The sequence below is a fragment of the Trinickia sp. NRRL B-1857 genome, assembly GCF_050470685.1.
Lineage (GTDB): Bacteria > Pseudomonadota > Gammaproteobacteria > Burkholderiales > Burkholderiaceae > Trinickia.
In genome coordinates this window covers 2817976-2833965 of record NZ_JBFLUK010000001.1, presented here as the reverse complement: position 1 = coordinate 2833965, position 15990 = coordinate 2817976, and the positions used below count along the sequence as shown (strand labels likewise).

The 15990-nt window shown below is 63.2% G+C and carries 19 protein-coding genes; 3 read left to right on the top strand and 16 right to left on the bottom strand.

Translation table 11 applies throughout. The features are described from left to right. Positions 1-13 precede the first annotated feature (13 nt). The 11 genes from flgK to flgB form a co-directional block, all read right to left on the bottom strand. Positions 14-2014 carry a flagellar hook-associated protein FlgK gene (flgK, locus tag AB1286_RS12625; RefSeq protein ID WP_430363607.1) on the bottom strand — a complete coding sequence of 667 codons (2001 nt, stop codon included), beginning with the start codon at positions 2012-2014 and terminating at the stop codon, positions 14-16. 115 nt (positions 2015-2129) lie between these two features. Next, positions 2130-2885, bottom strand: coding sequence for a flagellar brake protein (locus AB1286_RS12620; RefSeq protein WP_430363606.1), 756 nt, complete (start codon positions 2883-2885; stop codon positions 2130-2132). A 380-nt stretch (positions 2886-3265) separates the two neighbouring features. After that, on the bottom strand, positions 3266-4285 hold the full coding sequence (flgJ, locus tag AB1286_RS12615) for a flagellar assembly peptidoglycan hydrolase FlgJ (protein ID WP_430363605.1): 1020 nt from the start codon (positions 4283-4285) through the stop codon (positions 3266-3268). Between the two features lie 15 nt (positions 4286-4300). Then, the gene (locus tag AB1286_RS12610) at positions 4301-5464 is read right to left on the bottom strand and encodes a flagellar basal body P-ring protein FlgI (protein ID WP_430363604.1); all 1164 of its coding nucleotides are present in this window, start codon (positions 5462-5464) and stop codon (positions 4301-4303) included. Between the two features lie 5 nt (positions 5465-5469). After that, positions 5470-6195: a flagellar basal body L-ring protein FlgH gene (gene flgH, locus AB1286_RS12605; protein WP_430363603.1), complete on the bottom strand. Its 726-nt coding sequence runs from the start codon at positions 6193-6195 to the stop codon at positions 5470-5472. 40 nt (positions 6196-6235) lie between these two features. Next, positions 6236-7024, bottom strand: a complete 789-nt coding sequence (gene flgG, locus AB1286_RS12600) for a flagellar basal-body rod protein FlgG (RefSeq protein ID WP_430363602.1) — start codon at positions 7022-7024, stop codon at positions 6236-6238. Positions 7025-7075: 51 nt separating this feature from the next. After that, on the bottom strand, positions 7076-7834 hold the full coding sequence (gene flgF / locus AB1286_RS12595; RefSeq protein WP_430363601.1) for a flagellar basal-body rod protein FlgF: 759 nt from the start codon (positions 7832-7834) through the stop codon (positions 7076-7078). A gap of 38 nt (positions 7835-7872) precedes the next feature. After that, a complete protein-coding gene (gene flgE / locus AB1286_RS12590; protein ID WP_430363600.1) occupies positions 7873-9111 on the bottom strand; it encodes a flagellar hook protein FlgE in 1239 nt (412 codons plus the stop codon). Positions 9112-9152: 41 nt separating this feature from the next. Then, positions 9153-9884, bottom strand: coding sequence for a flagellar hook assembly protein FlgD (locus AB1286_RS12585; RefSeq protein WP_430363599.1), 732 nt, complete (start codon positions 9882-9884; stop codon positions 9153-9155). Between the two features lie 11 nt (positions 9885-9895). Further along, positions 9896-10318: a flagellar basal body rod protein FlgC gene (gene flgC / locus AB1286_RS12580; protein WP_102644083.1), complete on the bottom strand. Its 423-nt coding sequence runs from the start codon at positions 10316-10318 to the stop codon at positions 9896-9898. Between the two features lie 73 nt (positions 10319-10391). Beyond that, positions 10392-10895, bottom strand: a complete 504-nt coding sequence (gene flgB, locus AB1286_RS12575) for a flagellar basal body rod protein FlgB (RefSeq protein WP_430363598.1) — start codon at positions 10893-10895, stop codon at positions 10392-10394. Positions 10896-11127: 232 nt separating this feature from the next. On the opposite strand from flgB, the gene flgA reads away from it, so the two are divergent. The 3 genes from flgA to AB1286_RS12560 all read left to right on the top strand — a co-directional run bounded on the left by flgA (position 11128) and on the right by AB1286_RS12560 (position 13374). Next, complete coding sequence (gene flgA / locus AB1286_RS12570; RefSeq protein ID WP_430363597.1) at positions 11128-12336, top strand: flagellar basal body P-ring formation chaperone FlgA; 1209 nt, start codon at positions 11128-11130, stop codon at positions 12334-12336. Positions 12337-12511: 175 nt separating this feature from the next. Continuing rightward, the gene (gene flgM / locus AB1286_RS12565; protein WP_430363596.1) at positions 12512-12853 is read left to right on the top strand and encodes a flagellar biosynthesis anti-sigma factor FlgM; all 342 of its coding nucleotides are present in this window, start codon (positions 12512-12514) and stop codon (positions 12851-12853) included. An 80-nt stretch (positions 12854-12933) separates the two neighbouring features. Beyond that, positions 12934-13374, top strand: coding sequence for a flagella synthesis protein FlgN (locus AB1286_RS12560; RefSeq protein WP_430363595.1), 441 nt, complete (start codon positions 12934-12936; stop codon positions 13372-13374). Positions 13375-13494: 120 nt separating this feature from the next. Here AB1286_RS12560 and AB1286_RS12555 read toward each other — a convergent pair whose 3' ends face one another. The 5 genes from AB1286_RS12555 to AB1286_RS12535 form a co-directional block, all read right to left on the bottom strand. Beyond that, positions 13495-13833 carry a HigA family addiction module antitoxin gene (locus AB1286_RS12555; protein ID WP_430363594.1) on the bottom strand — a complete coding sequence of 113 codons (339 nt, stop codon included), beginning with the start codon at positions 13831-13833 and terminating at the stop codon, positions 13495-13497. Next, the gene (locus tag AB1286_RS12550; protein ID WP_430363593.1) at positions 13799-14077 is read right to left on the bottom strand and encodes a type II toxin-antitoxin system RelE/ParE family toxin; all 279 of its coding nucleotides are present in this window, start codon (positions 14075-14077) and stop codon (positions 13799-13801) included. Before AB1286_RS12550 ends, AB1286_RS12555 begins: the two co-directional genes overlap by 35 nt. 22 nt (positions 14078-14099) lie before the next feature. After that, positions 14100-14678, bottom strand: a complete 579-nt coding sequence (locus tag AB1286_RS12545) for a cysteine hydrolase family protein (RefSeq protein ID WP_430363592.1) — start codon at positions 14676-14678, stop codon at positions 14100-14102. 3 nt (positions 14679-14681) lie between these two features. Next, positions 14682-15074, bottom strand: a complete 393-nt coding sequence (locus tag AB1286_RS12540) for a VOC family protein (protein ID WP_430363591.1) — start codon at positions 15072-15074, stop codon at positions 14682-14684. Between the two features lie 181 nt (positions 15075-15255). Continuing rightward, positions 15256-15984, bottom strand: a complete 729-nt coding sequence (locus tag AB1286_RS12535; RefSeq protein ID WP_430363590.1) for an RNA polymerase sigma factor FliA — start codon at positions 15982-15984, stop codon at positions 15256-15258. Positions 15985-15990: the final 6 nt, after the last annotated feature.

Here is a 15990-nt window from a genome sequence, read left to right as displayed (position 1 = left end):
ATCGCTCACCACCTTATTGGAAGATGCCCATCAGGGTTTGGAACATCTGCTCGGCCGTCTGGATGACCTTGCTGTTCGCCTGATAAGCCTGCTGATATTGCAACAAGTTCGACGCTTCTTCGTCCAGGTTCACGCCCGACACCGCCTGCTGCGCCGAGGTGATTTGCGTGACGAGCGCCGATTGCGACGTGCTCGCGGCCTTGAGCTGGCTCGCCGCATTGCCGATGTTGTTCACGTACGACGCGTAAGCGGCGGTCATCGTCGAGGTGCCGCCGTTCATCGATGCGTTCGAGACGAGCTTGGACATCGCCAGCGCATTGCGGCCGTCGAACGTACCCGTGTTCGGCGCGATCGTGAACGTGTCGCCGTTCGCGGGGGTGCCGCTCAGCCCGAAGGTCACGCCGTTCGTGATGCCGGCCGGCACCGGCGTGGTCGTGCTATTGATCGTGAGCGTCGCGCCCTGAGCCGGGTTGTACGGGACCGTCGTTGTCGGCGCGGTAATCGGAATCGTCGTGGGCGGCGTGCCGGCAACCGTGATCGTCGTGCCGACCTGGAAGCCGCTCAGCGTGTTCGTCGACGAGTTGTAAGTCAGCGTCGTCGTGTTCGAAATCTGGTAGCCCGCCGTCACCGTGCCTTGCGTGATCGAAGCCGTGCCCGTGTTCGTGCTCGGCGCCGAGGCGAGCGCGGGCCCGGAGGCCGCGATCGCCGAAGGGTTCGACGTCGCGAGACCGAACGTGTTCAACGCGCCGCGCGTCGGCTGGATCGTGAACGAATCGCCCGCGTTCATCGAACCCGAGGTGATGTTCAGCATCAGCCCGCCCATCGCCGTCGTGCCGTTGGGCGGCGTCGCGGACGTGCCCACCACCGTATTCGTCGTCGTATCGGTCAGCGTATAGGTGCCGCCCGCGAACGAAAGCGCATAGTCGTCGTTCGTGGGCTGCGAACTATTGGCGAAGCTCACCGACAGATTCGCGTTGCCGGTGTTGGCCAGATTCGAGTAGACCGTCGGCGAGCCGATCGTGAGCAGATTGCCGCCCTTGTTGCCGCCCAGATCGATACCGAGCGCGTTTTGCGCGTTCACCTGGGAGGCGAAGCTCGTCGCGATCGCGCCGAGTTGCGACTCGGCCGGATCGAGCGTCTGGGTACGGAATTGGAGCAAGCCGCCCACCGTGCCGCCCGTGATCGCCGACGACGGCAGATATTCGACCGGCGGCGGCGTGGTCGCGCCGTTCAAGCCGTTGTAGGTCACCGAAAGCTCGCTCGGATCGCTTTGCGAGTTGGCCGTGCCGAGCTTGAAGTTGTTGCTGCCGACGACGAGCGGCTGCCCATTGCCGATGAACACGCTATAGCCGCTCGAGTTTTGCACGACGGACACGCCGACGAGCTGCGACAGGTTCGCCACGGCTTGGTCGCGTTGATCGAGCAACTGGTTCGGCGGCTGGCCTTGCGCGGACGCCGCGGCGATCTGACTGTTCAGATTCGCGATCTGCGACGAGTAGGTATTGATCGACGCCACGGCCGTCTGCAACTGCTGATTGACGCTCGTGCGAAGCTGATCGTACTGCGCGCCGGCCGCGTTGATTTGCGACGCGAGCGTTTGCGCGGCGCTGAGCGCCGTCTGGCGGAAGGCCACGTTGTTCGGCGTATTCGCGACGTTTTGCAGGCCCGTGAAATAGGCCGTGATCGCCGAGGAGATACCGGCCGTCGGGCTGCCGACGAGGTTGCTCAACTGAGACGCCATCGAATAGTTGGCCGACAGCGCGCTGTTCGTCGACGTGGCCGTATTGAGCTGCGTGCTCAAGTACTGGCTGTAGTTGCGCTGGACCGTGACCGTGTTGACGCCGGTGCCGAGGTAACCCGAGCCGGTGTACTGGCCGCTGGCTTCGGCATAAACGGGGTTCTCGACCGTATAGCCGGGCGTCGCCGCGTTGCTGATGTTTTGGCTGGTCGTCTGGAGGCCCCATTGGGCGGCATTCAGCCCGGACAACCCGATGGTGAAGATATCGTTGGACATGCGTCTTCCTGAAGGGCGGACGCCATGGGGCTGCCCGCCTCGTTGAGGGAACACATGTATAACGGCCGCGCGCGCGGAAATTTAAGGGGCCGGCGTGCACCGGCCCCGATTTTTTTTACGCTTTGACGAGCGAGCGCCGGCGCATCTCCAGCTGGGTGATCAGACGCTGTAATGTGTTCTCGGCGCTGCCGGGCAGCGCGACGAAGCGCATGCCGAGCTGGAAGCGGCGGCTGCCGTTCGGCAGCTCGGTCGCGCGCATCGAAACGAGTTCGAGATCGAGCGAGAGCATGCCATGGCCGTTCAGATGGACCTCGACGTCCGGCAGCATGGCGCCCATCGGCAGTTCGGCCACGCGCTCGTCCATCGTACGCAAGCCGATCCCGCCGAGCGAGATGTCATGCACCTCGAAGCGGAACGTATCGCCCTCGGGCAATCGGCCGCGGCAGAAGTACGGGTCGAGTACGGGCGCATCGACGCGAAAATACTCGCGCCGCTGCACGTAGTACAGGACTTCCGGGAAAGGGGCTTCGAATGCGGGTAATCCCTCGAAGCGCGTTTCTTGCGGCGTCACGGTGGTGAACTCGACGCGCACGCCGTCGGGCGACGCGCGGAACGTGCAGCTCGGCGAAGCCAGTACGCCTTTGTTCTGCTCGGGCAGCGCGCCCCAATCGAAGGAGAACGTGCGCGCACGCACGTCGACATCGAGAATCTTCGTAACGAGTTGGCCGTTCTTGTATTGAACGGTCAGAAAATCGCCGCGATTGGCCAAATTGCGGAGCTGAACGCCGATTTCAAGCGGATTGCGGCGCCCGAAATCATAATCGCTTTCGGCGGAATCCTCCGTCGGGCCATTCGACTGATTGGTATCCATGGGCTCGGGTATGCAAACTTGCGCGGCGCGACATACGCACCGACGCCAATGCTTTCGGACGCATTACAGCGATCCGAACAGGGTCTCGTCTGATTAGCGGCATCGGACGTGCAAAGTTTAGAGGTATTCTCGAAATATTTTTTTAGTTTTCGAGCAAACACTCGGTTATCGGCTTGTGCCTGCAACCGTCCCTCTTAAGCCCAATCTGACGATCGGCGCCATTATGATGCGACCGATGCGGCTCTGTCCATCGCGGCTCGGCCGACCGCCTTTCGGCGGCCGGCCTTGTACCGTCTACTTCTCGCTTGGCCCCGTCGCGCTTTATTGCGCTCCCCGTGATATACCCATTACCGGTTCTACCGGCGCGCCACCCGCGCCGATCAAACCATTTGCTTCATTATCGAAATCAACTTTTTCGCGTAGTGCGGATCCGTGGCGTAGCCGGCCTTTTGCATGCCGTGCGCAAAGCTGGCGGCGTCGTGCGACGTCGAGAGCACCGAGGCGTAGCGCGGGTTGTCGCGCAGCATGCTCGCGTAGTCGGTCATCGCTTCGGCGTATGAACTGTAGGCGCGGAATTTCTCGACGACCTTGTGCGCGACGCCGTGGATATATTCGGTCGTCACGGTTGCAACCGTCTTGCCCGTCCAGTCGCTCGTGGCCTTGATGCCGAACACGTTATGGCTCGGCGAGCCGTCCGCGTTCTTGATCTCGCCCTTGCCCCAGCCCGTTTCGAGCGCGGCCTGGCCGACGATAAAGCGCGCCGGGATACCGGTCGCCGCGCTTGCGGCCTGGGCCGGCGCCGCCATTTTCTCGACGAATGCGTCGACCTTCGTCGATTCGCCCTTGCCGTGCAGCGGCGGCGTGAGTGCGCTTTGCGCCGTATAGCCCTTGCCCGAGGCGAGCGAGCCGTTCGCTTGCGCGTTCGAATAGGCGCGCGCGAGCGCTCCCATCATCGCCGCATCGCCTTCGTTGCCGCTGCCGTCCGCGGCGCTACCGCCGCCGAGCAAACTGCCGAGCGCATCGGACGACGTCGTACCGCCCGCGCCGGCACCGGTGCTCGCACCGCCCAGGTTGCGCGAAAGCTGCTTGATCAGGGCATCGGCTACGCCGACGCCCTTCGACGAAAGCTGCTGCGAGAGCTGTTGATCGAGCATCGACTGATACTGCTTACTGTCGTTCGAATCCAGGATGCCGTCCTGCGGCGTCGCGTCGCGCATGCTCTTGAGCATCATCTGGATGAACACGGCATCGAATTGCTTCGCCGTCGACTTCAACGCCTTCTGAGGATCGGCGCCCGCTTGAGCGCGCAAGGCGTCGAAACCTTGGACGTCGAGCGCGAAGCGCTGCGAGACGTCGCTGCCGGTATCGACCTTGCCGTTATAAACCGTGTTCGCGTTCATCGGGACACCCTACGCTTAGATGATCTCGAGATCCGCGCGCAACGCACCCGCGGCCTTCATTGCTTGCAAAATCGACATCAGATCGGCCGGCGTCGCGCCGAGCGCGTTCAGCGCCTTCACCACCTCGGCCAGATTCGCCCCCGCCGTGACGAGCTTGAGCGCGCCGTTATCCTGCTTCAGTTGAATCTGCGACTGCTGCGTCGCCACGGTCGTGCCGTTCGAGAACGCACCGGGCTGGCTGACGGCCGTTTGCGTGTTCACGATGACCGACAGGTTGCCGTGCGCCACTGCGCAGCTTTGCAGCGTCACCATCTGGTTCATCACGATCGAGCCGGTGCGCGAATTGAGGATGACCTTCGCGGCCGCTTGCGCCGGACGCACATCCAAGTTCTCGAGCTGCGCCATGAAGGCGACTTGCTGACTCGGATCGATCGGGGCGCGCAACTGGATCGTACGGCCGTCGAGCGGCATCGCCGTGCCCTCGCCGAATGCGTTGTTGACCGCCGCCACGATGCGCTGCGTCGTGTCGTAGTCCATGTCGTTCAGCTCCATCTGCACCGTGCCGCCCGCTTGCGCGACTTGCGTCGGCACGGCGCGCTCCACGATGGCGCCGGACGGGATACGGCCAGCCGCGAGCTGGTTCACCTGCACTTTGCTGCCGTTGGCGCTCGCGCCCGCGCCGCCCACCGCGACGTTGCCCTGCGCCAATGCATAGACTTGCCCGTCGGCGCCCTTCAGCGGCGTGAGGAGCAGCGTGCCGCCGCGCAGGCTCTTGGCATTCCCGAGCGACGACACGGTCACGTCGATCGCCTCGCCCGGACGCTCGAACGGCGGCAGCGTCGCCGTGACCATCACGGCGGCGACGTTCTTGAGCTGCATGTTCGAGGCGGAGCCGCCGCCGCCCGCTTGACCGTTGTTCAGCGAAATGCCGAGATTGGCCAGCATGTTCGTGAGCGTCTGCGTCGTGAACGGCGTTTGCGTCGTTTGGTCGCCCGTGCCGTCGAGGCCGACGACGAGACCGTAGCCGATCAGCGGGTTGTCTCGCACGCCTTGGATCTGGACCAGATCTTTCAAACGCTCGGCATGCGCCGTGCCGGCGCACGCCAGCATGACGGGCAAGCCGGCGAGTACGAGTGCGCGGCGGACTGTGCGCCACGCGCGCAGGATCGAAGTCGTCATCGCAATCACCAAGGGGCTATGTTGAGGAAGAAACGCTGGAGCCATCCCATCGTTTCCGCTTCGTTGATGTAGCCCTTCGCCGAGTATTCGATCCGCGCATCGGCCACCTGGGTCGAGAGCACCGTGTTCGCGCCCGACACCGTATTCGGATTGACGACGCCCGAGAATCGCACGAACTCGTTACCCTGGTTGATCAGCATCTGCTTCTCGCCGCTCACGACGAGATTGCCGTTGGGCAGCACGTTCGTGACGGTCACCGTGATGGTGCCGTTGAATGTGTTCGACGCGTTGGCGCCGCCCGAGCCGCCGAACGTATTCGCACCCGCTGCGCTCAGATCGACGTGATTGAACAGGCCCTTCAAGAAGCCCGCCGTCGGCACCGACAGATTCGTGGTGCCGTTGCGTCCCGCGGCGGCAGCCGAAGACTTCGTCGCGTTGATGTTTTCGGCGATGACGATAGTGAGAATGTCGCCGACGTTGCGCGGCCGCTGGTCTTCGAATAGCGGGTGGCCCGCATAGCCGGGGTTGTAGATCGAGCCCGGCGGCTGCAACTGCGGCGGCACCGGCGGCGCCGCCGTCATCGGTTGCTGCACGATAGGCTGGCGGTGCTCGATCTGCGCGCAACCGGCGAAAGTGCCCGTCAGCACCCCTGCGAGCGCGCTCGCATAGGTCAGCGTGGCTGCCGCGCGCAACCCGCGCACGCGAAAGGGGATTCGGCTCGTCTGCGACATCTTCGTCTACCGCCTGCTCATCAAAGTGCTACTACTGTCCTTAAACCGACATCTGGCTCAAGGTCTGCAACATTTGGTCCGAAGTCTGGACCGCCTTACTGTTGATCTCGTACGCACGCTGCGTCTCGATCATGTTCACGAGTTCTTGCACGACGTTCACGTTCGACGCTTCCAGGTAGCCCTGGTTGAGCGTGCCTGAGCCGTTCAGACCCGGCGTCGTCACGTTCGGCGCGCCCGAGGAGGTCGTCTCCTCCATCAAGTTCTCGCCCTTCGACTCGAGGCCGGCCGGGTTGATGAACGTCGCGAGCTGGATCGTGCCGATCGTTTGATTGTTCGTCGAGCCGGCCACCTTGATGCTGACCGTACCGTCGCTGCCGATCGTGAGCGACGTCGCGTTTTGCGGAATCGTGATCTGCGGCATGACCTGATATCCGCTCGAGGTCACGAGCTGGCCTTGCGCGTTCGTCTGGAACGAACCGTCGCGCGTGTAGGCCGTCGTGCCGTCGGGCATTTGCACTTGGAAGAAGCCGTTGCCGTTGATGGCGACGTCCTTCGAGTTGCCGGTTTGCTGCATGTTGCCCTGCGTGTACAGACGCTCGGTCGCGACTTGTTGCACGCCCGTGCCGACTTGCAGGCCCGAGGGCAGCTCGGTTTGTTGCGTCGAGTTCGCACCCGGTTGGCGCAGCGTTTGATAGATGAGGTCTTGAAACACCGCCCGCGAGCCCTTGAAGCCGGTCGTGCTCACGTTCGAGAGGTTGTTCGAAATGACGTCCATCTGCGCCTGCTGCGCGTTCATGCCGGTTGCGGCGATGTAAAGCGAGCGGTTCATGGTGAATCTCCTGGTAATTTCAATCCGGTTCGGGCGTTAGCCGAAAACCGGTCAGGTGAACGACAGCAGTTGGTTGGCCGTCTGATCGTTCTGGTCTGCGGTCTGCAACAATTTCGTCTGCATCTGGAACTGGCGCGCGTTCGTGATCATCGAGACCATCGCCGCCACCGAATTCACGTTGCTGCCCTCGATGGCGCCTTGCGTCACGGTGACGGTCGGATCGGCATCGGCCGGCTGGCCGTCGGCGGTCCTGAACATGCCGTCGTCGCCGCGTGTCATCGTGCCGGCCTCGGGATTCACGAGCTTGAGCTGATCGAGCACGACGATCTGCGAAGGCGAATCGCCCGCGCCAAGCGCCGATACGGTGCCGTCCTTGCCGATCGTCACGGTCGCGCCCGGCGGAATCGCGATCGGGCCGCCCGTGCCGAGCACCGGCTGGTTCGTGGCCGTAACCAGTTGGCCGTTTTCGTCGACGTGCAAGTTGCCGGCGCGCGTATAAGCCTCGTTGCCGTCCGCCGTTTGCACGGACAGCCAGCCGGGACCGGCGATCGCGACGTCGAGCGGGTTGCCCGTCTGCGAGATCGGGCCCGGCGCGAAGTCCGAGCTCGGCGTCGCCGTCAGCGCGAACGTACGCGTCGTGTCGTTGTTGACCGTCGAGCCGTCGCCGAAACTGAGTGGCACGTTGCGGAAGTTCGCGAGTTGTGCGCGAAAACCCGTCGTCGACGTATTCGCCAAGTTGTTGGCCACGACGGCCTGCTGTTCGAGCGCCTCGGAGGCGCCCGTCATCGCGGTATAGATCAGTCGGTCCATGACTCGCCTTGTTCTGCGGTACTGGCGGCTTCGCGCGCTTACAGGTTGATCAGCGTTTGGTCGACGGTCTGCTGCGTCTTGATCGTCTGCGCGTTCGCCTGATAGTTGCGCTGCGCCGTGATCAGATCGACGAGCTGGCTCGTCAGATCGACGTTCGAGTTTTCGACCGCACCACCCGTCAGCGTGCCGTGGTTCGTGCTACCCGGCGCCGAGATTTGCGGCACGCCCGAAGCCGACGTTTCCGCGTACTCGTTGCCGCCGAGGTTTTGCAGCCCGTTCGGGTTGTTGAAGTTCGCAAGCACGATCTGGCCGAGCGATTGCGTGCGGCCGTTCGAGTACGTGCCCGAGATGGTGCCGTCGGCGCCGATCGCGAAATTCGTGAGCTGGCCCGAGGCGTAGCCGTCTTGCTTCAAGTTGTTCACGCCATCGGTGCCGCCGTACTGCGTCGTGCCGGCCAGGTTCAGCGTGAGCGATTGCGGCGTCGCGCTGCCGTCGGTGTTCGGCACGGTGAACGTGATCTGGCCCGTGGCGGGCGAGCTCGCGGGAGCCGTCGCCGTGGTCGAGTTCAGCGCGCCGGCCGTGCTGAAGCCGACCGTGCCGACCTTGCTGATCGCGCCCGAAGCCGGTCCCGAATAGACGTCCCAGCTATTGGTCGCCGTCTTCACGAAGTACATGTTGACCTGTTGCGAGCCGCCGAGCGAATCGTAGGTCTGGATCGACGTCGAGTAGTTGTACGTCTGCGAGTTCGTCGAGACGAACGGCGTGACCGTGGGCACAGCATCCTGCGCGTTCAAGTTCAGCTGCGCGGTGATGTTTTGCGTGGCGATCGGTGCGATGTTCGTCGTCGGCACTTGGATCGGCACCGTTTGCGCCGAATTGATGACGCCGTTCGCGTTGGCGGCGTAGCCCATCAGTTGCAGGCCTTGCGAGTTCGTGATGAAGCCGTTCTTGTCGAGCTGGAACACGCCGTTACGCGAATACGTGAGCGTGCCGTTGTTCGACATCTGATAAAAGCCCGTGCCGTTGATCGCGACGTTCAAAGCTTGGCCCGTCGTGTTGAACGTGCCTTGCTTGAAGTCTTGCTGAACGCCCGAGAGCTGCGTGCCGATACCGATCTGATCGTTGACCGACGTCGCGATCGTATTCGCGTACAAGTCGGCGAATTGCGCCGTGCTTTGCTTGAAGCCGACGGTGTTCGAGTTGGCGATGTTGTTGCCGATGACGTCGAGGTCGTTCGACGATGCGGACAATCCGCTCAAGCCTTGTTGGTAGCCCATTTAGCGGTCTCCCTTCGGATGAATTCGTGAGTTCGTTACAGTTACAGGATGGCGGACACGCTGGTCATGCCCACCGTGGTGCCGTTATTGAGCATCAGGCCCGTGCTGCCGTCGCTTTGCTGCACGACGCTCTGCACTTGCGCCCCCGTGAGCGCGGTGACCGTCGCCGCCGTACCGTTGCTGCTGGTGCCGGTGGCCGAAAGCGTGTAGGTGCCGTCGGGCAACGTCTTGCCCGACGAGTCGACGGGCTTCCAGGTGACCGGTACCGTGCCGGCCTGCTGGGCGCCGAGATCGAGCGTATTGACGATGGCACCCGACTTGTCCTTGACCGTGACCTTCAGGTCCGACACGGCGGACGACAGCGACACGCCGAAGCCCGTCGAGGCGCCGTTGCCCACGGTCGTCGTCGCGCCCGTCGAGGCGGCGGGCACGAGCACGTTCTGTCCGATCAAGAGCGACGCTTGCGCGTTTTGTCCGGCCGAGAGCTGCGAGGCCAGCGAGGTCAGCGTCGTATTCAGCTGGCTGATACCCGTCACCGTGTTGATCTGGGCCAGCTGCGAAGTCATTTGCGTGCTGTCCATCGGATTGGTCGGGTCCTGGTTCTGCAACTGCGTCACGAGCAGCTTCAGGAAGGTCGTTTGCAACGAGCTCGCCGAGTTGGGGGACGACGAGCTCGACGACGAACTCGAATTCGACGAAGTGCCGTTGATGGTATCGAGCAGCTGCTGCGAAACGGTGCCGCCGCTGGCGATGGTCGTGTTGGATGACGTCACTCAATATCTCCTCAGGTGCCGATCGTCAGGGTTTTCAGCATCAGGTTCTTGGCGGTGTTCAGCGTCTCGACGTTGGCCTGGTACGAGCGCGAGGCCGAGATCATGTTCACCATTTCCTGCACCGGATCGACGTTCGGCATCGTCACGTAGCCGTTCGAATCCGCCGCGGGATTGCTTGGGTCGTAGGTGGTCTTCATCGGCGTGGGATCGTCGATGACGTTCGTCACCTGCACGCCGCCCACTTGCTGGCCGCTCGCGGTCTTCTCGCCGCCGAGCGGCTTGACTCCGAAAACGACCTGCTTGGCGCGGTACGGCTGACCGTCCGGGCCCGTCGTGCTGTTCGCGTTCGCCAAATTCGACGCGGTCACGTTGAGCCGCTCGGATTCGGCCGACAGCGCCGAGCCCGCGACGGTGAAAATGTTCATCAATGCCATGGCTTATTTGCCTCTTTCGATTGACGCTTGAACGATTCGAAAACTCGTCACTACAAAAACGGGACCGGGCGCCTTAACCGCCCGAGGTGATCGCCGCGAGCATCTGTTTGATCTCTTGCGTCATGGCGGTCATGCCCGATTGGTAATGCACGGTGTTGTCGGCGAATTGCACGCGCTCCGAGTCGAGATCGACGGTGTTGCCGTCGAGCGAGGGCTGCGTCGGAATCCGGTACGCCAGCGTGCCGTAGTCCTGGCTTTGGCCGCCCGTCGGGATCAACTGAACGTTGCCCGTCATATGGCCGCGCTCGGTGGATGCCATCGTCATGCCGCTCGTCACACCGGCCGGTTGGGCCATCGGCAGCGGTGCCGTGCCCGAGCTGGCCACCGCGCTCGAGCCTTGCGCCGCGCCGCTGCGCTTCAAGGCGACGGCGAGCGAGGAACCGAAGTTCACGTCGCGCGCTTTGTAGCCGGGCGTGTCGGCGTTGGCGATGTTCGACGAGAGCAGCTCCTGCCGATAGGCGCGCACATCGAGCGCTTCACGGCCGAAGGCAAATTCGGCATCGAGTTTGTCCAGCATCGGGTTTCTCCGTAATCAAGCGTCGGCCGCTTGGTGCCGCTTCTCGGCCTCACCTTGGTTCGGGACAAGGGGCCGCCGGGAAGACTTTTTTGCATGACGTGCATCTTAGGGTCGGCCGGCAAGAGCCAATCGGACGAATAACCGGGGAAGCCGCCCTCTATTCAACGTTTGCGCGCCTCGCGCGAGCCCTAGAATTCGATTCGTCGTTCGAATTGTTTCGATGGAGAAATCGATGTCCGTATTCGCTGCCCCCGATTCCGCGCGCCGCCATGGCCCGCGCGCCCTGGGCGAGCGGCGTGCGCGCCTCGCGCGAGGTGCGGCCGGCTTGCTGCTGGCCACGGTGCTGGCGCCCTTCGGTGCGGCGCAAGCGCAAAGCGCAGGCGCGAGCGGACAGATCTATATTCCCGGCCCGGGCGAAGCACACGCGAGCGCCCCGAGCGGCGCGGCGATTTCGATCCCAGGGCCCGGCGAAGCGCGGGCAGCAACGGCAACGGCCGCGACCGGTACGCCGACAAGCCAAATGATCGTCATCCCGGGTCCCGGCGAAGCCGGGGCCGCGAACGCCGCGTCGGAATTGCCCCGTATTAGCGCGCAGCCCCGGCCCTCGACGATGCCGGCCGCCGCCCGCGTCATGCCCGTGCTCGTCACCGCGCCGCAGCGCACCGTTCGCTCGGTGCAGCCGATCGCTATCGAACAACCGGCCAATTCACATACGAACGCCGTCGCGGCTAACGTGCCGGCCAGCGCGGGCGTAGCGGCGGCATCGACGGGCGCCCCAGTCGCGGCGGCACTTGCGCCTGCCTCGAACGCCCCTGCCGGCCAAGAAGACGGCGAAACCATCCGCCGTGCGGCACTCGCGTTCCTTCAGCAACAAACGGTCGGCTTGCCCGGCAAGATCACGATTACGGTTGCACCGAGCTTCCCGCGCGGCCTGGCGGCCTGCACGACGCTCGAGCCCTTCATGCCGACGGGCGCGCGGCTGTGGGGCACGACGTCGGTGGGCGTGCGCTGCGCCGGCGCCAAGCCGTGGACGCTCTACTTGCAGGCGCGCATCGCGATCGAGTCGACGTACTACCTCGCAGCCCGCCAGATCGATCCGGGCAGCCTCATCACGGCGCAGGATCTTCTGGCTCGCAACGGCGACCTCTCGAATCTGCCGCGCGCAATCATTACCGATCCGTCGCAAGCGGTCGGGTCGACGGCCATCGTCCGCATCGGCGCCGGCATGCCGCTGCGGCAAGATTTACTCAAAAGCGCCAGTGCGGTCACGATCGGCCAAACGGTCAAGGTCGTGGCGCAAGGCCAAGGTTTCACGATTTCGTCCGAAGGCAGCGTCATGAACAACGCGTCGCCGGGACAGCAGGTTCGCGTCAAGATGGCTGGGGGCCAGATCATTTCCGGCACCGTTGTCGATGGCGCGACCGTGCAAGTGCAGATGTAGACAGTGGCAGGGCTGACCGGGCCGATTTGGGCTGAGACGGCCGGTGCGTGGAGGCGCCGGGTGGATCGACCCCAAAATCCGGGGCAGCGTCGACAGGTGTTCTTCCTGATTGCGCTAAAGTTTCGTGGAGTGTCGCCGTTATCACACTCAAATCGAAATCGTTCGGGAAGCTATCGTGAAAGTCGATTCCACCTCCACTTCGAGCCTGACGTCGCCCAAGGGTGGCGTGCAGGGTGCCCGTCAAGGCGGCCAAGCCGCGGCCAGCGCCGCGCCGACGGGCGGTAACGCCGCGCCGGCTCAAAACGCCGGCGGGGATTCCAATGTCAGCCTATCGGGGCTGTCGTCGCAACTTCGCTCGCTGGCAGCATCGGGCGAAGCCGACATCGACGTCGCGCACGTCGAGTCGATCAAGCAGGCGATCGCCAACGGTACGTTGACGATGGATGCGGGCAAGATCGCGGACGGCATTCTCGCGACGGCTCGCGAATTGATGAAGAATCAGTCGACTGGCGGCTGACGCGGCGGCACCGGCTGCCGTGCGGGCCTATCGGCTTTGTTTGAGCGCGCGCACGCGCACCTGAGTTTTTGGCGGATGAGATGAGAGACGCCCTACTTGCCACCGTGACCGAAGAACACGCGACGCTCGAAGCGTTCGCGTCCTTGCTGATGTATGAGGAAAAGGCACTCGCCGCGGTATCGCCGCTCGAGACGCTGCCCGACATCGTCGAGAAGAAGACGGATTTGACCGAGAAGCTCGCGTCGCTCGAGAAGACGCGCGACGATCAGCTTCGCCAGATGGGCTTGCCCACCGGCTGGAAGGGCATGGAGCTCGCGATCGCGGACGATCCGCGGCTCGGCAAGCAATGGCAATTGCTGCAAGCGGTCGTGCAACGGGCGCGCCGCGCGAACGCCACGAACGGTTTGATGATCCGCATCCGGATGAACTACAACCAGAGCGCGCTCGCCATCTTGCGCGGCGCCGGCTCACGCGCCCCGGCCAGCGTTTATGGACCCGACGGGCGGATGGCGACGGTTTGAGTTGCCCAAGAGTGGAGCAAAAAATCGGACGCTTCGAAGCGTCCGATTTTTTTGGTGCCGTCGCTGGCGCTGCAATTTAGAGCGCCCGCCATACAGGCAACGCTCGCGCCGCTGCACGCGCTAATCAGCGTGCTTAAATGAATGCACGTGTAATTCTTCCTTGTGTTGCTCGATCTGCCATAGATCGTACGCAGCTTGGTGCGCGAGCCAAGATTCTGCACTCTTACCGAATGCCATCTCCAGACGCACGGCCATCTCCGGACTGATCGCAGCTCGACCGTTGACGATCTCGGAAAGCGTTTTACGCGACACACCGAGCGCATCGGCGGCGCGCGTGATCGAAAGCTCGAGCGGCTCGAGCCATAAGTCATGAAGGATTTCGCCGGGATGCGGCGGATTATGCATACGCATGGCGACCCTGCCCTTAGTGATAATCAATGTAGTCGACGATATAAACATCACCGCCCTCGAACTGGAAAATGACGCGCCAATTCGCCTGGACGGTTACAGCCCAGAACCCTTTCCTATCGCCCTTCAACGGATGTAAGCGAAGACCCGGTGCATCCATATCCTCGATTCGAACTGCGTCATTCAAAAGCAAAAGGATTTGGCGCAGTCGTCGGGCGTGCATCGCCTGAATTCCCGCCATGCTGCCAGACGCAAAAAAACGTTCAAGGCCCTTGTGTGCAAAGGACTTGATCATTCAGACACTGCAACCCAACGGGTTACAGTGCGTCAACCGGTTGCATACCGCCCACGATCGCCTCGGTCGTCAGCACCACCGCGTAATCCATCGCGAGGTTCGCCAGCGACAGCGCATGCACGTCCTCGGCCGGCCATAGCCGTCCGTTCAGGTCGTGCAGATCGAACGTAAAGGCCGCGTCCGACGCCACCATCGTCTCGAATCCCAAATTCCCCGCGCTTCTCGCCGTCGCTTCGACGGAATTGTTCGTGATGACGCCGGCGATCACGAGCTGGGCGATATCGCGCACGCGCAACCACCGCTCAAGCCCGGTCGCGGCAAAAGCATCGGGAACGTTCTTCTCGACGACGTGCTCATGCGCCAGCGGCACAAAGCGCGGCTGAAACTCGGCGCCGCTCTGGCCAGGCCAAAAGATCGACTCGGGCGAGCGGGAAATATGACGGACATGCACGATCGGCCTGCGCGTTGCGCGCCAGGCAGTCAGTAACGCGTCGATATTGTCTTCGGCGGCGGGATTGTTACGACGGCCGAGGGCCGGCCGGTTGATGCCGTTTTGCATGTCGATGACGACAAGCGCGGCATTTAGCGCAAGTGCATGCATCGTCTATCGCTCCTGCGAAACGGCAAAATTCAACTCGACGCCGTTACCGGCCGGATCGACGAAGAATAGCTGCCATTGATCGAGCACCGGCACGTGGCCGCGCCGAAAATCGATCCCGCGCGCCCGTAGCTGCGCCTCGAAAGCGGCCATATCCACGCATTCGAACGCCACATGATCGAACGTACCGGTCACATGCGCCATGCGCTGCTCGAGCGGGCCAGCTTCGGACAAGTGCAAGACGGCTTGTTCGCCGATATAAAGCCAATAACCGAAACTGCGGAACGGCGGGCGCGAGCCCAAACGCAGACCGACGACATCGACGTAGAAATCGCGCAAGACATCGAGCGTCGCTCGATCGGCGCGTAGGTTGTAATGGCTAAAGCCCGTGACAGGCATGCGTTGCTCCCGCGGCGAAGCCGGCTTCTTGATGAAGCGGCGATGCGGGAGATCTTAACGCGAGGCTCGATCGGACGTGCGTTGCGCAGACGTCAAACGCGGGTCGATCGCTTTCTTGCCGAGCGCGTGGGGCTGGCGGGCGTAGGCTGCCGCCAGAGAACTCGTCGCTGCTCGAGCGAAATCAGTCGACGCTCGCCCAAGCCATTTCGCGCAGCTTCGCACGCAGCCGGGCAACGGCTTGGCTATGCAACTGGCAGACGCGCGATTCGCTAACTTCCATCACCGCGCCGATTTCGCGCAGGTTCATCCCGCGCTCGTAGTACAGCGACATCAACAGCTTCTCCCGTTCCGGCAGCTTATCGATCGCCTCGACCAGCGCCGCGCGCAAGCTCTCGTCGAGCAGCGCCGAGAGCGGATCCGCGTGATCGACGCAGTAGCGGTCGAGGAACGGCTCGTCGTCGGCCGAGCGGTCGAAGTCTTCGTAATAGATGAGCTGGCTGCCGTGCAGATCTTGCAGCATCGACTGGTATGCGTCGAGCGGCATCTGTAAATGATCGGCTACCTCGGTCTCGCTCGCGGACCGGCCGAGGCGCTGCTCGACATGGTGCACGGCCGATTCCACTTCACGCGACGTCTTGCGCAAGCTGCGCGGCAACCAATCGTTGTTGCGCAGCTCATCGAGCATCGCGCCGCGAATGCGCTGGCTCGCGTAAGTTTCGAATTGCGCGCCTTGATCTTCCTTGTAGCGGCTCGCCGCGTCCAGCAAGCCGATCATGCCGGCCTGAATCAAATCGTCCAAATCGACGCTCGCCGGCATTTTTGCCACGAGCTGCAAACCCAACCTGCGCACGAGCGGCGCGTATTGCGTCAACACATCCTTCTGGGACATTTTCCCTTGAGCGTTGTACATCGAGGG

Excerpts from the sequence above, each read along its gene's own strand:
- flgK (WP_430363607.1), bottom strand. The coding sequence starts at position 2,014 with ATGTCCAACGATATCTTCACCATCGGGTTGTCCGGGCTGAATGCCGCC.
- AB1286_RS12620 (WP_430363606.1), bottom strand. The coding sequence starts at position 2,885 with ATGGATACCAATCAGTCGAATGGCCCGACGGAGGATTCCGCCGAAAGC.
- flgJ (WP_430363605.1), bottom strand. The coding sequence starts at position 4,285 with ATGAACGCGAACACGGTTTATAACGGCAAGGTCGATACCGGCAGCGAC.
- AB1286_RS12610 (WP_430363604.1), bottom strand. The coding sequence starts at position 5,464 with ATGACGACTTCGATCCTGCGCGCGTGGCGCACAGTCCGCCGCGCACTC.
- flgH (WP_430363603.1), bottom strand. The coding sequence starts at position 6,195 with ATGTCGCAGACGAGCCGAATCCCCTTTCGCGTGCGCGGGTTGCGCGCG.
- flgG (WP_430363602.1), bottom strand. The coding sequence starts at position 7,024 with ATGAACCGCTCGCTTTACATCGCCGCAACCGGCATGAACGCGCAGCAG.
- flgF (WP_430363601.1), bottom strand. The coding sequence starts at position 7,834 with ATGGACCGACTGATCTATACCGCGATGACGGGCGCCTCCGAGGCGCTC.
- flgE (WP_430363600.1), bottom strand. The coding sequence starts at position 9,111 with ATGGGCTACCAACAAGGCTTGAGCGGATTGTCCGCATCGTCGAACGAC.
- flgC (WP_102644083.1), bottom strand. The coding sequence starts at position 10,318 with ATGGCATTGATGAACATTTTCACCGTCGCGGGCTCGGCGCTGTCGGCC.
- flgB (WP_430363598.1), bottom strand. The coding sequence starts at position 10,895 with ATGCTGGACAAACTCGATGCCGAATTTGCCTTCGGCCGTGAAGCGCTC.
- flgA (WP_430363597.1), top strand. The coding sequence starts at position 11,128 with ATGTCCGTATTCGCTGCCCCCGATTCCGCGCGCCGCCATGGCCCGCGC.
- AB1286_RS12560 (WP_430363595.1), top strand. The coding sequence starts at position 12,934 with ATGAGAGACGCCCTACTTGCCACCGTGACCGAAGAACACGCGACGCTC.
- AB1286_RS12555 (WP_430363594.1), bottom strand. The coding sequence starts at position 13,833 with ATGTTTATATCGTCGACTACATTGATTATCACTAAGGGCAGGGTCGCC.
- AB1286_RS12550 (WP_430363593.1), bottom strand. The coding sequence starts at position 14,077 with ATGATCAAGTCCTTTGCACACAAGGGCCTTGAACGTTTTTTTGCGTCT.
- AB1286_RS12545 (WP_430363592.1), bottom strand. The coding sequence starts at position 14,678 with ATGCATGCACTTGCGCTAAATGCCGCGCTTGTCGTCATCGACATGCAA.
- AB1286_RS12540 (WP_430363591.1), bottom strand. The coding sequence starts at position 15,074 with ATGCCTGTCACGGGCTTTAGCCATTACAACCTACGCGCCGATCGAGCG.
- AB1286_RS12535 (WP_430363590.1), bottom strand. The coding sequence starts at position 15,984 with ATGTACAACGCTCAAGGGAAAATGTCCCAGAAGGATGTGTTGACGCAA.